Source organism: Bifidobacterium imperatoris, assembly GCF_002860405.1.
GTDB lineage: Bacteria > Actinomycetota > Actinomycetes > Actinomycetales > Bifidobacteriaceae > Bifidobacterium > Bifidobacterium imperatoris.
Genome location: NZ_NMWV01000023.1, coordinates 72,382 through 85,798, shown reverse-complemented (window position 1 = coordinate 85,798; position 13,417 = coordinate 72,382). Strand labels below are relative to the sequence as shown.

General features: G+C 59.6%; 15 protein-coding genes and 1 tRNA gene. 13 read left to right on the top strand and 3 right to left on the bottom strand.

Annotated features, from left to right (window positions below; genetic code table 11):
• Nucleotides 1–3: 3 nt before the first annotated feature.
• Nucleotides 4–315 (bottom strand): hypothetical protein, encoded by a 312-nt coding sequence (locus tag Tam1G_RS08375; protein WP_243394876.1) that lies wholly within the window; start codon nucleotides 313–315, stop codon nucleotides 4–6.
• 220 nt (nucleotides 316–535) lie between these two features.
• Nucleotides 536–2,056 (bottom strand): xylulokinase, encoded by a 1,521-nt coding sequence (locus Tam1G_RS08370; RefSeq protein WP_101626157.1) that lies wholly within the window; start codon nucleotides 2,054–2,056, stop codon nucleotides 536–538.
• Nucleotides 2,057–2,373: 317 nt separating this feature from the next.
• Here Tam1G_RS08370 and Tam1G_RS08365 point away from each other — a divergent pair, with 317 nt between their 5' ends.
• The 3 genes from Tam1G_RS08365 to Tam1G_RS08355 all read left to right on the top strand — a co-directional run bounded on the left by Tam1G_RS08365 (nucleotide 2,374) and on the right by Tam1G_RS08355 (nucleotide 4,404).
• Nucleotides 2,374–3,609, top strand: coding sequence for an ROK family protein (locus Tam1G_RS08365; RefSeq protein ID WP_101626156.1), 1,236 nt, complete (start codon nucleotides 2,374–2,376; stop codon nucleotides 3,607–3,609).
• Nucleotides 3,610–3,680: 71 nt separating this feature from the next.
• Nucleotides 3,681–3,754, top strand: a tRNA-Ile gene (locus Tam1G_RS08360).
• A 404-nt stretch (nucleotides 3,755–4,158) separates the two neighbouring features.
• Entirely contained in the window at nucleotides 4,159–4,404 is a 246-nt protein-coding gene (locus Tam1G_RS08355) for a helix-turn-helix domain-containing protein (RefSeq protein WP_101626155.1), read from the top strand.
• A 17-nt stretch (nucleotides 4,405–4,421) separates the two neighbouring features.
• Here the strand turns inward: Tam1G_RS08355 and Tam1G_RS08350 are convergent, their stop codons facing one another.
• Nucleotides 4,422–5,015 carry a hypothetical protein gene (locus Tam1G_RS08350; RefSeq protein ID WP_101626154.1) on the bottom strand — a complete coding sequence of 198 codons (594 nt, stop codon included), beginning with the start codon at nucleotides 5,013–5,015 and terminating at the stop codon, nucleotides 4,422–4,424.
• Between the two features lie 125 nt (nucleotides 5,016–5,140).
• Here Tam1G_RS08350 and Tam1G_RS08345 point away from each other — a divergent pair, with 125 nt between their 5' ends.
• From Tam1G_RS08345 to Tam1G_RS08300, 10 genes are all read left to right on the top strand, one after another.
• On the top strand, nucleotides 5,141–5,368 hold the full coding sequence (locus Tam1G_RS08345) for a hypothetical protein (RefSeq protein WP_101626153.1): 228 nt from the start codon (nucleotides 5,141–5,143) through the stop codon (nucleotides 5,366–5,368).
• A 920-nt stretch (nucleotides 5,369–6,288) separates the two neighbouring features.
• The gene (locus Tam1G_RS08340; RefSeq protein WP_101626152.1) at nucleotides 6,289–6,597 is read left to right on the top strand and encodes a hypothetical protein; all 309 of its coding nucleotides are present in this window, start codon (nucleotides 6,289–6,291) and stop codon (nucleotides 6,595–6,597) included.
• Entirely contained in the window at nucleotides 6,597–6,956 is a 360-nt protein-coding gene (locus Tam1G_RS08335) for a hypothetical protein (RefSeq protein WP_101626151.1), read from the top strand. Before Tam1G_RS08340 ends, Tam1G_RS08335 begins: the two co-directional genes overlap by 1 nt.
• 9 nt (nucleotides 6,957–6,965) lie before the next feature.
• On the top strand, nucleotides 6,966–7,148 hold the full coding sequence (locus tag Tam1G_RS08330; RefSeq protein WP_207553027.1) for a helix-turn-helix transcriptional regulator: 183 nt from the start codon (nucleotides 6,966–6,968) through the stop codon (nucleotides 7,146–7,148).
• Nucleotides 7,129–7,893 (top strand): HNH endonuclease, encoded by a 765-nt coding sequence (locus Tam1G_RS08325; protein WP_101626150.1) that lies wholly within the window; start codon nucleotides 7,129–7,131, stop codon nucleotides 7,891–7,893. The genes Tam1G_RS08330 and Tam1G_RS08325 overlap by 20 nt, the downstream gene beginning before the upstream one ends.
• 173 nt (nucleotides 7,894–8,066) lie before the next feature.
• Nucleotides 8,067–8,363: a hypothetical protein gene (locus tag Tam1G_RS08320; protein WP_101626149.1), complete on the top strand. Its 297-nt coding sequence runs from the start codon at nucleotides 8,067–8,069 to the stop codon at nucleotides 8,361–8,363.
• Nucleotides 8,360–9,820, top strand: a complete 1,461-nt coding sequence (locus tag Tam1G_RS08315) for a hypothetical protein (RefSeq protein ID WP_101626148.1) — start codon at nucleotides 8,360–8,362, stop codon at nucleotides 9,818–9,820. The genes Tam1G_RS08320 and Tam1G_RS08315 overlap by 4 nt, the downstream gene beginning before the upstream one ends.
• Before the next feature lie 109 nt (nucleotides 9,821–9,929).
• On the top strand, nucleotides 9,930–11,051 hold the full coding sequence (locus Tam1G_RS08310) for a phage portal protein (protein ID WP_101626147.1): 1,122 nt from the start codon (nucleotides 9,930–9,932) through the stop codon (nucleotides 11,049–11,051).
• On the top strand, nucleotides 11,041–12,615 hold the full coding sequence (locus Tam1G_RS08305; protein WP_101626146.1) for an HK97 family phage prohead protease: 1,575 nt from the start codon (nucleotides 11,041–11,043) through the stop codon (nucleotides 12,613–12,615). The genes Tam1G_RS08310 and Tam1G_RS08305 overlap by 11 nt, the downstream gene beginning before the upstream one ends.
• Nucleotides 12,612–13,406, top strand: a complete 795-nt coding sequence (locus Tam1G_RS08300) for a hypothetical protein (protein ID WP_101626145.1) — start codon at nucleotides 12,612–12,614, stop codon at nucleotides 13,404–13,406. The genes Tam1G_RS08305 and Tam1G_RS08300 overlap by 4 nt, the downstream gene beginning before the upstream one ends.
• Nucleotides 13,407–13,417: the final 11 nt, after the last annotated feature.

Here is a 13,417-nt window from a genome sequence, read left to right as displayed (position 1 = left end):
CGTTTAGTGTTCCTGCCGGGAAGCGTGATCGGAGATGTCGGAGCTGGCCCTGTCTTCTTCGTTGCCGTCTTCCGCTCCGCTTCCGGCTTGGGTGTTCTTTTCGTTGTCTTGGCTAGCGGAATCCTCGTCATTCCTACCGGGCTGGCGCCACCACAATACCAATGCGCTGACGATGCAATAGACGGCGGCGATGCCGATGCACACCAGGAAGATGATGGTCGTGGTGCCCAATGCGGTACCGTTCGATACCGCTTCTTTGACGGACTGCCAGATCCAGACGATGCATGCCATGGCGACCAGGGCATACGTCATCATGCGTGAGCGATCATTCATCGATTTCTCCAGACGTTATCCAAATGACTTGATTATAGGCCGCATCGCCTGACTCTGTGCATATGGCAATGCCGCCGAGCGAACCCTCTGCGGCAGGCCATCACGGAGAATGGCTGCTGCAAAGGGACTCACTCGGCGGCATCGGTGGGGCAATCGTTATTCAGTTGTTATCAGCAGTTGTTATCAGCGTTGCGAGTCAGGTTCAGCCACGTGCCTTGGCGTAGGTGGCGTACACGGCTTCGGTGGGCTCTCCGGTTTCCACGCCCTCGATGGTGAGCTTCCAAGCCGACGGCTCGGATTCGCCGGAAAGCACCCATGCGGCCTGACGTGCAGCACCGATGGCCACATACTCGTCGGTGGCGGGACGGGTCACATCCATGCCGAGGATAGAGGGGGCCAGCGTGCGAATCGCCACGGACTTTGCGCCGCCGCCGATCAGCAGAATGCGGTTGATCTCGGCGCCGAGCGAACGGATCAGCTCAAGGCAGTCGCGCTGGGAGCAGAGCAGGCCCTCAACGAACGCGCGCGCCAGATTCTCCTTGGTGGTGTTGTGCAAGGTCAGACCGGTCAGGCTCGCCGTGGCATCCGGGCGGTTCGGCGTGCGCTCGCCGTCGAAATACGGCACCAACGTGATGCCGCCTGCGCCCGGCTCGGACTTGAACGCCAGATCGGCCAGCTCGTCGTAATCCACACCGAGCGCCGCGCGGCCGGCGTCCAGAATGCGCGAGCCGTTGATGGTGCAGGCCAGCGGCAGATAGTGGCCGGTGCAGTCGGCGAAGCCGGACACGGCGCCGGTCAGGTCATAGACGGGGTTCTCGGCGATGGCTGCGGCCACGCCGGAGGTGCCCAGCGATATGGACACGTCGCCGACGCCCATGCCAAGGCCCAGCGATGCCATGGCATTGTCGCCGCCGCCGGGGCCGAGGATGCAGCCGCCTTCAATATCCTTGCCGGCGATGGCGGGGGAGGCCTTGACCGGTGCGGCCTGCGTGGGGCCAAGTACCTGCGGCAGCACGATGGACTCGGCATGGGCCTTGGCCGCTTCATCGCCCTCGGCTGCGGCGAGCACCATGGCGATCAGGTCGCGGCGGTATTCATTATGGGCGGCATCGTAATAAATGGTGCCGGAGGCGTCCGAGCGGTCGGTGAACAGCGCTTCGAGATGGGCGTCCTCGCCTTCGGGCACCGGGCCATAACCGGCGATACGCCAACTCAGCCAGTCGTGCGGCAGGCAGATCGCGGCGATCTTCTTGGCGTTCTCCGGCTCGTTCTCGGCGACCCAAGCCACCTTGGTCAGCGTGTAGGAGGCCACGGGGGAGGAGCCGACGGCCTTGACCCAGCGCTGCTTGCCTCGGGCTGTGACGTCATCCGGTTCGCCATCTTCTGCAGGCGCTTCGCCGAGCTTTTCGATCAAAGCGGCGGCTTGAGGGGCGGAGCTGGTGTCGTTCCACAGCATGGCGTCGCGGATCACGTTGCCCTGCTTGTCCAGAATCACCATGCCGTGCTGCTGGCCGCCGACCGCGAGGGCAGAGACGTCGTCCAAGCCGCCCGCCTGCTCGGCGGCCTGAAGGAACGCCTTCCACCAGAACTCGGGGTTCACCGAAGTGCCATCGGGGTGCTTGGCCTGCCCGAACCGTACCAATTCGCCGGTTTCGGCGTTGGTGATGCGCACTTTGGTGGATTGGGTTGATGTATCGATGCCCGCAACCAGGATTGTTGCCATAAGTTGTTCCTCCTCGACGAGGCTGGAGCGCCTGCCCGGCGCGCCTGAATGAATGGTGCCGGTATCATTGTACCAATAAGTTAGACGAATGAACTATAGTGTGTTATGAACTTATAGTGTGTTCGTGACATGGTGTTCATGGCGCATTGGCGCGTCGGAAAGCCTCTGCAGCATGTGATGACGCATGTCTGGTCGGTGCCGATGACGCATAATGCATAATGAACGAACCCATGCCGCTGCAATCGGGGGATTCCGTCCAAGGAATGCACCGGTCCGGTGGCATGCGGCGCGAATGAACGGCGAGGAGATGATGCGCGATGGGCGGTCTACGCAGAATCAATCAGGAGGATTTGCGCAACCATAATCTTTCAGTGACGCTTGACACGATGCTTCGCGCAGACAAGCCAATGAGCCGCGCCGATCTGGCCAAGGAGACGGGACTCACCAAGGCGACGCTGTCGCTGCTGTCCGCGCTGCTGTTGGACAACGGCATCGTGGTCGAAGGCGAACCGGTGGCGAATTCCCCCTACGGCAGACCCAGCACGCCGCTGACCATCCGTGGCGGAAGCGTGGCCGGCATCGGCCTGCAGATCAATACCGATGGATACGGTTGCCTCGCGCTCGACCTCAACGGCGACACTCAGGGCAAGGAATGGGTCGATGAAGACATGACCGACACCGACCCCAATGAGATCTTCGCCAAACTCGATGCGATGACCTTCCCGCTGGAGCGCAAGCTGAAGCGCAAAGGATACAACGTCGTGGGGGCGGGGCTTGCCCTACCGGGCATCGTGACCGACGACATGCGGCTGCTCGTGGCGCGCAACCTCGGCTGGGAGAACGTGGATCTGAGCCGCTTCAATATCGTGCGCAGGCTCGACGCCGTGGCCGGCAACGAGGCCATGATGGCCGCCATTGCGCAGATTCCCGGTTACGCCACCGTACGGGCCGATTTCCTGAACGTGGTGAACCGCACCGATTCGTTCATCTACCTGTCGACCGACGTCGGCATCGGTGGCGCTGTGGTGCGTGACGGTGCTGTGGTGACCGGCTCCCACGGTTTCGCCGGAGAGATCGGCCATGTGTCCGTGGCGATGGACGGTCCGCTGTGCCGGTGCGGCCGCCACGGTTGTCTGGAGGTGTTCGCCGGCCGACGCGCCTTGGTGGAGGCTGCCGGGATCGCCCAAGGCGATGAGGCCGCCAGTGCCAAGGCCATCGAATCCTTCCTGAACCGCTGGCGGTCCGGAGACGAGGTGGCCGCCAAAGTGGTGGACAAGGCCGTTGACGCACTGGTTTCCGCCATCGCCTCCGCAGTGAATCTGACGGATGTCGACACGGTGCTGCTCGGTGGATTGTGGTCGCATTTCGGAGACGAGCTGGGCAATGTGCTCGAAGGGCGACTGCGTTCGGAGATTCTGGGCTATCCGGCTATCCAGGTTCGCGTCTGCGTGCCGCCGGTGGCGCAGCATCCCTCGATGTACGGTGCCGCGGAGCTGGGGCTGCGCAGGTTCATCGACAATCCGTTGGAATACCTGACGGAGCAAGGAAAGTAGCGCAGGGCGAGGCGCAGGCTGGCCACCGTGCTACACTATTAAGGTTGGCTTTTGCCGATGCAAACCAATGTGGGGCCGTAGCTCAGTCGGTTAGAGCATGCGACTCATAATCGCCCGGTCCAGGGTTCAAGCCCCTGCGGCCCCACTCATTACTCGCAGAAATACCGCCATTCTTGGACTCATCCGAGGTGGCGGTATTTTTATACCCTAACAGCTCATGCATGGTCAGATTAGGGTTAAGCAACGTTGCCACATCTGTATTGAGAAAATCTGCTGCCGCCTGAGTCTCGTTAATAGTCCAGGTAATTTCGCTACGTAGCTTACGCGCAATCGTTTGAGGGGCTAAACCTAATGCGTTGGCTAGATCCTTCTTCTGAAGGTGTCGCGCCGTAATCATCAGGTTTACGTTAGCGGCCACAATATCCTGTGCGTTTACCTTCGCTTTTGGCATATTCATTGTTGCTGTCATAACTACATAATACAACCACATTTTACTTTTTCGGTGTGTCTTACTTGATGTAGCGCTATTTTGGCTGTAGAAAGTAACACATGGTTTTAGTCTGTACGTCTGATGCCGTGTCAACTAGATTGAGGGGACTCATGAGGCAGCAGCACATCACTCAGCGTTCCTTGGCTCAAGAAATGGGTATTTCATTCCAGCTTCTTAACGCCAAGCTGCATGGGCGCAGTAATTTCACTCTTCGTGACTTGTCGCGTATCGCCGACTACTTCGACGTGAGCCTGGACTATCTCACCGGCCGTTCCGATTACGCGAAACCCTTGGAGGTGGCGTGATGACTCCGGCGCAGATTCTAGTCGAAATGACGCTTAATGACCTTCGAAGAGAGGACTCCTACGGAGTTTTCCCAGTAGATTGTGACCTCGATATCCATGTGCGCCCTGTGATCGTAGACGCCGGGGATGTAAAGGAAGGTTGTTCTGGCCTGCTCGACCACATCGCGTATTTGCGGGGTATCGATAATGATTTGGCGGCCGGCCGAAATGTCGTGTTGTATCCTCCGAGACTCGTTGAGTCTCCATTCTGCGGACTCGCATCCTTCCTCGGGAACACCCGTGATGACTACAGCCACATTGCAGGCAGAATCGGTGCCGATATTGGACAGGGTGAACACTCCTGCGTCATCAATCTCGAGTGTCCAATCGACGACCTCGTGCGTCGTCTCTCGCAGGTGCTGGCTCCTGCTGACTTCGAGCGCATCTTGTGCGATTTGGTTCGCGCGTTCGCTCAGCTCGTTCGCTTTGTCGCTCTTCCCGAGCGCTTGCGTGGCGATGTCGTTGGCTCCCTGCGCTTTCTTATTGCCTATTACCGCCGCTATTGCGGCCCCAACGGCCGCGACGGTGGAAATACCGGCAAAAGCAAGCGAAGCCATCACGTCAACTCCCATTATTCTTCCTTCCTTCGGTTTGTGGCTTGTTTCTTTTCTTCCTTATCAAGCCTACGGCGGGGGAAGGAACCTAAACGTTGTCAACCCTCTGCTTGCAAAGCAGACGTACCGATGGAGGTGAGGTTATGAGCAGGTTCGACCCTGAGAGTTCGGTTAACGTGTTCGACCCGGTTCTTACCCATGTGGAGGATTCGGGCGACCCGTACAGGTTCATGCTGAACATCTCGTGTGAGGAGGGATCGTTGGTGATTCGTGATCTGAGCATGAGCGACATGGTTCGTATCAATCGCCGTTTTGCGGAAGAGATAAGGAAGGCGCGTCATGTCAGGGCGAAGCTTGTCAACCATCTATAAGTCGGTGCTCACGTTCTGCACCGTGTTCGTGGGCTTGATTTTCACGGTGATGGGTTTCTGGGAATTGCTGGGAGTCGTCTGCTTGTGTACGGCAATGGTGTTGGCCGGTGTTCCCGAGCGTGTTCATGGTGCTGTGAATCGGGGTGAATCATGAGGAAGCTGTTGCAAGGCGTGTGCCTGCTGCTGTTGAGTCCACTGGTGTTGTTCGCTTTCGGTGTCGCTCTCGCGTTCGTGAGTCTTGGTGAGTTTCTGGGGTGGTCGAATTGAGCAGGCAGAAACCGCCAGCCGAAGAAGATATGGGCTATAGGTTCCAGTCCACTCGGACAGTGAACGGTTGCCTTTTGCTGTGCATCACTCCGCACACGCGGCGTAAGGACTTCAGGTCAAAACTGTACGTGTTCACGCCGGAAGAAGTCAGAAACCTTATCGGCGTGCTGGCTATTATGCCGGAACCCGAGTAGCCCCCGTCTTTGTTGGCGTGCCAGCGCCTTGTTCTGGCCACTCATAATGGAATGCCTGTGATACCGCCGTATGGCTAGCGGTTAGGCGACCTATGCCCGCTGTGGTGGCGGGAAGTCCGCCGCTTTGCTCTAGCGGTAGTTGTGAGACGAAGAGAGAGCCACCGACCCCTGACAGCCGCCGGTAAAGGCAGAATCGGGCGGCCATGCCACACGCTTGTGTGGGGCTGTCATGGGGGACCATTCCTGGCAGGCATCAGCCTGCTCTTGCAAGCGAAGGACCGGCTCCGTTACGAAGCATTCCCAAGCAGCGCGAGACCCAATCAGAGGACTTCCGCGAAAGCGTGTAATGCGTTTTTCAGCCGAAGTCTTCTGGGTCTTGACCCGCTCTGCTCCCCTCACCACCCGAAGGTTGATGGGAGGTGAAGGGGTGGTTGGTACATGTGTTTGAAAGGTTGATAGATGAGCAGGGAAACGTTCGAACAAACTTTGAAGGATTGCGCGGTTAGGAGTCTTCCGAAACTGCATGACTTCATCGCCGCCAGGAAGACCACCGAATCGTTCCTTGTCACGGCCGAGCAGATCGCGCGTTGGAGTGGCCTGGTGCGCCGTACCGGAAGGATTGACGATAACCAGCTGTGGGAGATGATGCGCCGCGCCGATTGCCCGCCTTCCAAGGTTCGTAAGTACGGGATGCGCTGCTGGGATGCCAGGGAGGCGTTCGAGGCTTTGGCCAAGTATGCGGGTGCTTATGGATGGCTGGTGGACTGATGGGCAAATCGAATAAGCCTCACCTGTTCGAGTACCTGACCGATCTGTGCGACCCGTGGGATGCCGCCGAGTATCTGCGGTGGTTTGCGGATCGTGTGGACGAACAGGCCGGCAAGCTGGGCATCACCGAGCTTCAGTACTTCCAGGTGGCTGGTGTGTTGGGCGTGGATACGTTGGTGGAGTTCCGCGACCTCGCACGCTTTGGTTTGCGTATCTACCGGCGTGAGGGTACGTGGTATGTGGATAGTCGGGACTTCCGTAAATGGGCGTTGGCTCGCTCGGAACGTTTGAGCCGGAAACCTCGCAACCCGCAAAGTCAGCCGCGTGACCATGTGCAGACCAGCATTCCACTGTTCTAGAAGGTGATTATGGGCGAGTATATGACGACGGTGGAGGTGGCCGACCTGTTGGGCGTGAAACCGGATACGGTGCGTAAGTGGCGGCAGTCGGTGGGCATGGGTCCGAAGTGGACGCGCTGGCCGGGCTCCCGGCTCGTGCGTTATGAGCGTAGCGAGGTGGAGAGGTGGAAGCATGCCGGCAAGGAAGGATAGGCAGCGGGTACCGCCGCGTATCGCCGCCGAGGTCATGGAACGCTGGGGTAATGATTGCTGGCTTGATATGCCGGGATGCGCCAGGGTGTCGGATACCACCGACCACATCGTGCCGGATCGTGCGGGCGGTCCCACCATCGTGAGCAACCTCCGCAGAGCTTGCAAGCATTGCAACAGCCTTCGCAGTGATAGGACGTTGAACCATTACGGTGCTTCGATACACGCGGTGATTGGTCCGCCTTGCGGTGGGAAGAGCACGTATGTGGATATGCACAGGCAACCCGGCGATATCGTGCTGGACTTCGACGTGTTGGCTGGGGCTCTGCTGTCTGGTGATGGTGTGGAGCATCATGGCCAGCAGTGGCTCAGGGACATGGCGACCGGCGCATGGTACGGCGCATATCGCAGGGCGGTGCGTGTGGTGGAGCCCGTGGGTATCTGGCTGGTGAAGGCCATGCCCATGACCCCGCGCAGTCCTCGACTGTTGGACGAGTGGATAAGCCTGGACTATGACATCGTGGTATGTGATCCAGGCAAGCGTGAGGTGTTGGAGAGATGCAAGGCCAGGGCGAGTGGAGTGCGTGGTGAGGAACGCGCGATACTCCAGTGGTATCGGCTCGGGCTCACCCAATCATCCATCGATGCGAGGCTGAACGAGCGGCGCGAACGGCTCGCGGCCTTGGGTCTCGCATCGAAGCCCGTGGAAACCGAAACCGATGAAGACGATTGGCTTGCGGGCTGGTGACCGTCTCGTTTTTTTGGAATCGATGGCTAAGGAACAGCCCGCGCCTCACCGTTTTTGGTTCCCCACAGGATAAATAAAAAAGCCCGGAAATAGGGACGGAACCCCTAAACCGGGCAGGAAAAATAGCTTCATTTAGGGAAAATACACCAGTACTCTGATTGGAGCAAATCGTTATGGCAGGTTTCGAGGGTTTCGAGAACGCCGGACTGGTCAAGGGTCCGCAGGAAAAGGCCACCGAGAAGTTCATCACCGAATATCGGCATGGCAAGGAAGACAACCCGATGGCCGACTTCATCTATTCGTCCATGCTTTCCATCGCCCGCAACATCGACGTGCAGAATTCGCGCGGACGTGAAATCTCAAGGAACATGACCAGCCTTCTCGGCTATATACAACAGCTTGAAACCATGTACGAGGGCGTGGACGATGACCAGGAACTCAGCGACCTTTTGCAGGAGGCCGCTCGATGAATCACAGCCAGCCGCCAGAGCTGAAGCCGCGTCATGCGACGCCGCGCAACCCCGACCGTGAGACAGACGGCGCTCTTGTCGCCAGGTTCAGCACCCTATTGGGCAAGCCGCTTATCCCGTGGCAACGTCAGGTGATAGACGTTATCAGCGAAATCGACCCGGCGACCGGCACCTACTGGTATGACGAACTGGTATTGACCGTGCAACGCCAGGCGGGCAAAACGACCATCACGAAAAGCTACGACGTGCGTAACGCCCTGTGGGGCCCGGATCGCAAGACCTGGTATCTCGCGCAGACCGGCAAGGACGCTAACGACCAGTTCCGCGACTTCGTGAAGTCATGGCGTAAAAGCCGGTTGCGTCGCCTCTCGAAGGAACCACGCATGAGCAACGGCAGCATGTCCTTGGAATTTCGCAACGGCAGTGAATTAAGACCGGGTGGTGCGACCGAGGCGGCAGGCCACGGCGTGCAGGGCGATCTTATCAACGTGGACGAGGTATGGAGCCTATCGAAGCAGCAGGCCAAGAACCTCAAGGACGGTTTCATACCGACCACCACCACACGATTGAAGCTCACCGGAGTGAGACCGCAAATCTGGTGGACATCCACCGAGGGCAACGGAAACAGCGAATACTTCAACGACCGTCTGGACCGGTTGCGCGCCGGCGACATACCGAAACGCACAGCGTTCTTCGACTTCGGTATCCCGTTCGACGCAGACCCCGAGGACTTGGAAACCATCTGGGCCTATCATCCAGGCGCTGGCCACCTGTTCGACTTCAACCAGTTGGCCGAATTCAGGCAGCAGTTCGACGACGACGCGGAAGGATGGGCGCGCGCGTTCGGCAACATTCGCGACGATGGAGTGACCGAACGCGCCATAGACTCGATTCTATGGGCGGACACAACCGGTCAGCCGGTGAAACCATCACGCGGGCTCAAATTGTGTTTCGGCGTGGGCGTGACTATGGGAGCCGGCAAGACCATAGTGGCCGCCTGCATCGCTCGCGGCGATAGGCCGCCCATCGTGCAGATCGTGAAGGAACTCGACGGCACCGGGCAGGCCCCGCAATTCCTTCGTGAGCTCCAGGCCGTCTACAGGGCTCCCATCTGCATTGACCGGCGTGGCCCATCGGCTGCGTTGGCCGACGTGCTCGCATCGACCATCGACCCCGCCACCTATGAACCCGCGTACCGGCTCACCGATTTGAGGGCGGCGGACGCGATAACCGCGCCGCAATCATTGGTGAGCGCTTTGGAACAGCACGCCGTGGAACACGCGCCCGACCGGTTATTGGACGAGCAGGTGTGCACCGCCGCGAAAAGGAAAAGCGGCGACGCATGGCTATGGAACCGGAACGCGGGCGACGTGCACGCGATGGAGGCCATGACAATGGCTTACTGGGGTTACATGCACCTACCCGCGTTCGACGTGGACGACATACAGGTGTTCTAACCCGCGACACGCCGACCGCATACCCCTAGATACCCGTAGATACCCCTAGATACCCCTAGATACCCCATCACCGTGGCGAGATATTTTTTTTACGGGTATTCATGGGCGCATGAATCTTTTCGAGCGCATCATCGACACGCTGGCACCAGCCTACCGTGCCGCCACAAGCGATGACGGCCCATTGGCCACTCCACCGTCCCGCGTGGCGGCGGATCGTGACGTGATGCACTTCAGCACCGTGTTCCGTGCGGTTCAGATTCTTGAAACCTCGATAGCAGGTTTGCCTATCCGCCAGTTGCGCAACGGCGTGGAGGTAACCCCGCAGGCCGACGTTATCGCACGCCCTGATCCGAACCGCTACCGCACCGAGTTCGTGAAGCTCACCGTGGGCGACCTGATCGTGCGAGGCGAGGCATTCTGGCTGAAATTGCGTGGCCTTGACGGCAGCGTGAAGGGCTTGCGCGTGCTCCCCGCATCGCTCGTGACCATCGATAACATCTCGAATGACCCGGCCAACCCCATCAAACGCTACGGATACCTGGGCCGCACCTACCAGGACGCGGATATTCTGCACCTTCCGTTCGTGAGCCTTCCGGGGCGCATGCACGGCATCGGTCCCATCGAGGCCGGCCGCGCGGAAATCAACGGCGCTATGGACGCGCGCGACGCGAAGGCCCTGTGGTTCGAGGAACCCGCGCAACCCTCCGGCATTCTCAGCTCGGACAAGATAATTAACAACGAGATCTCGGAAAACACCAAACGCCAGTTCGAGAAGAACATGAAGGGCGTGAAGGTGATAGGCGCTGGCATGAAATACACGCCACTGCTGCTTTCACCCGCCGATATGCAGTACTTGGAGACGCAGAAGTTCGATACCACGCTCTTGTCCCGCCTGTTCGGCATCCCGCCGAAGCTGATGCTGGCCGAATCGGGAAGCAGCCTCACCTACTCGAATGTGGAACAGGAATGGAGCCAGTTCGCCGACTTCACCCTGGACGCCTACGTGCAACCCATGCGTGACGCTTTATCCACTGTGATACCACGCGGCCATGTGGTCGAATTCGGTTGGGACGCATTCCGGCGTTCGGACACCAAGACCCGTATGGAAACCTATAAGACCGCCATCGAAGCCGGCGTGATGACCGTCAACGAGGCGCGAGCCCACGAAGGCATGCCGCCGCTGGCCGAAGCCGGCACCAGTCAGGAAGGAACCCAGAACGATGAAGCATGAAATCGGTTTGAAGGGAAGACGGCTCACCCGCTCCAAGGAAGGCGACGGCCGCACCGTGGAAGGCATCGCCGTACCGTTCGGCGACATCATCGACGTGTGGGGCGAACGTGAGACGTTCGACCCCGACACCGTGTTTGAAGGGCTTGACAATGCCAAGCTCTACTACCAGCACGACACGCTTATCGGCAGCATCACCAACGGCGAGAACCGGGAAGACGGCCTGCACATCACCGCTCGCATCGCCGACACCCAGCAGGGACGCGACGCGGTGGCCTTGTTGGACGAAGGCGCTTTGGACTCGCTGTCAGTCGGCTTCGTGCCATTGGAGAACAGCAAGGACGAAGACGGAGTGACGCACCGCCGCCGCGTCCGCCTCTTGGAAACGTCGCTGGTCAGCTGGCCGGCGTATGAAAACGCGAAAATCACCAACCATCGCAACAAACAGGAAGGAAAACCAATGGATGAGGAACTGAAGAAGCTGCTGGACTCTTTGCAGTCCCGCCAGGACGAACAGGCGGACAGCCTGCGCAGCATCGAAACCACCCTGACCAGCCGACTGGAGCCGGCGAACTCCAGCTCTCCGCTGTCCGCCTACCGCAATCAGGGCGAACTAGTGAAGGCCCTCGTTTCGGATGACCAGGGCAAGGCCGACGCCGCACGCCAGGCATACACCGCACTGTTGGAACGTGATTACACCGGCTCCACCGTCGCGGACGTGGACCCTCAGCCCACGTGGATCAATGACCGTATCCGACTGTTGGAACAGAAGCGCCGCATCGCCGGCCTGCTCACCCATGAGACGTTGCCGGCCGAGGGAATGACCATGAGCTATCTGGTGCTCAAGACCGACACCACGACCGTGGGCAAGCAGGCCAAGGAAGGCGACCCGCTCCCGTTCGGCAAGATCACGTTCGGCGACGAGTCCGCCACCATCGACACCTATGGCGGTTACGGCGACCTGACCCGCCAGCGCATCGACCGCATGCCGGCCAGCGGTGTCAACTATTACATGCGCGCGCTCACCAACGCCTACGCGAAGGCCACCGAAGCCGCCGCACGCACCGCATTGTACGGTGCCATCGCCGGCGTTGCCGACGCGGACAAGCTCACCGTCGCCAAGACGGCCGCCGACATGAAACCGAACGACTGGCTTGACCTGATTATCGACGCGGCCGCGAAATTCGATGACGTGAACGCCAGCCTTGACTACATCGGCGTAAGCCCCGACGTGTTCAAGCAGATCGCGCACCTGACCGACGAGGGAGACCGTTTCCTTGACGTTTCCGGCCAGGGGGCCACCACGCTCGGCTCTCTGGACCCGGCAGGCATCACCGGCCGACTTCTACGCCGCGACGTGAACATGCTCGACGGCGCGCCGGAAGGCACCGTGGTGTTCATGGACAAGACCGCCGTCACCATGTGGGAGTCGGGTGGCGCGCCGTTCCAGCTTCAGGCAGACAACATCATCAACCTGACCCGCCAGTTCAGCGTCTACGGTTACGCCGCGTTCGGCACCACGTTCAAGCAGGGCATCCTACCGGTGAAGTTCTCCCCAAAAGCGTGACCCCCTCCCGCAATCTCACGGCATACGGTCCGGCGACCGCGAACGGGTTCACCGCCAAGGTGAATGCCGACAAATCACTGTCGCTGACCGGGGATGAAGGCCTGACACCAGGGGCGGGCCTCGCTTGGCCGACCCCGGCCGTTTCACAGCCAGGCCAGTACTCCCTATCAGTGCAGGAAAAATTACCTGCGAACATCTACGCCGGAGTCTGGAGCGGAACCCTGACCCCTGGAGAAGACCGCATCGCGTATATGGCGGCAGGCAAGACTGCTGTCACCTTCAGCCTGAGCCAGGAGCAGATCGACAAGGGCATCAAATGCGGGTTCTGTCGATACCTGAATGATTCAAACGATTCGTTCGGGCCGATTGATGTGAGATTGCAGTTGGAACAAGGCTCCACTCCGACCGAGTGGACACCACCGGATGACACAAACGCATCGGGGGGGGGGATTAGTGCCATGAACCTATGGCCCACTTTAAAATCAACCTCGGCTTACGGGGTGAAATGCGAGAGAGACGGCGAAGCCTACATGCTGAATGGCACCCCCTCGCAGTGGGGCGGCATCTACAAGGATATCGTTCTGGCGGCTGGTGACTATGTGCTCTCCATGCAAGGAACGGGAGTCTATCCTACGCCGAGGCTCCAATACCCGCCATCCAATCCAGACACCATCTATAACGCGCCGGCATCGTTCACGCTCACCGAACCCACATCGGTGCGCTGCCAGTTGACGCTGAACCCGACTGAAACCTACGCGGGCTCAGTCACCCCGCAACTCTACAAAATCTAGGAAGGAAGCAG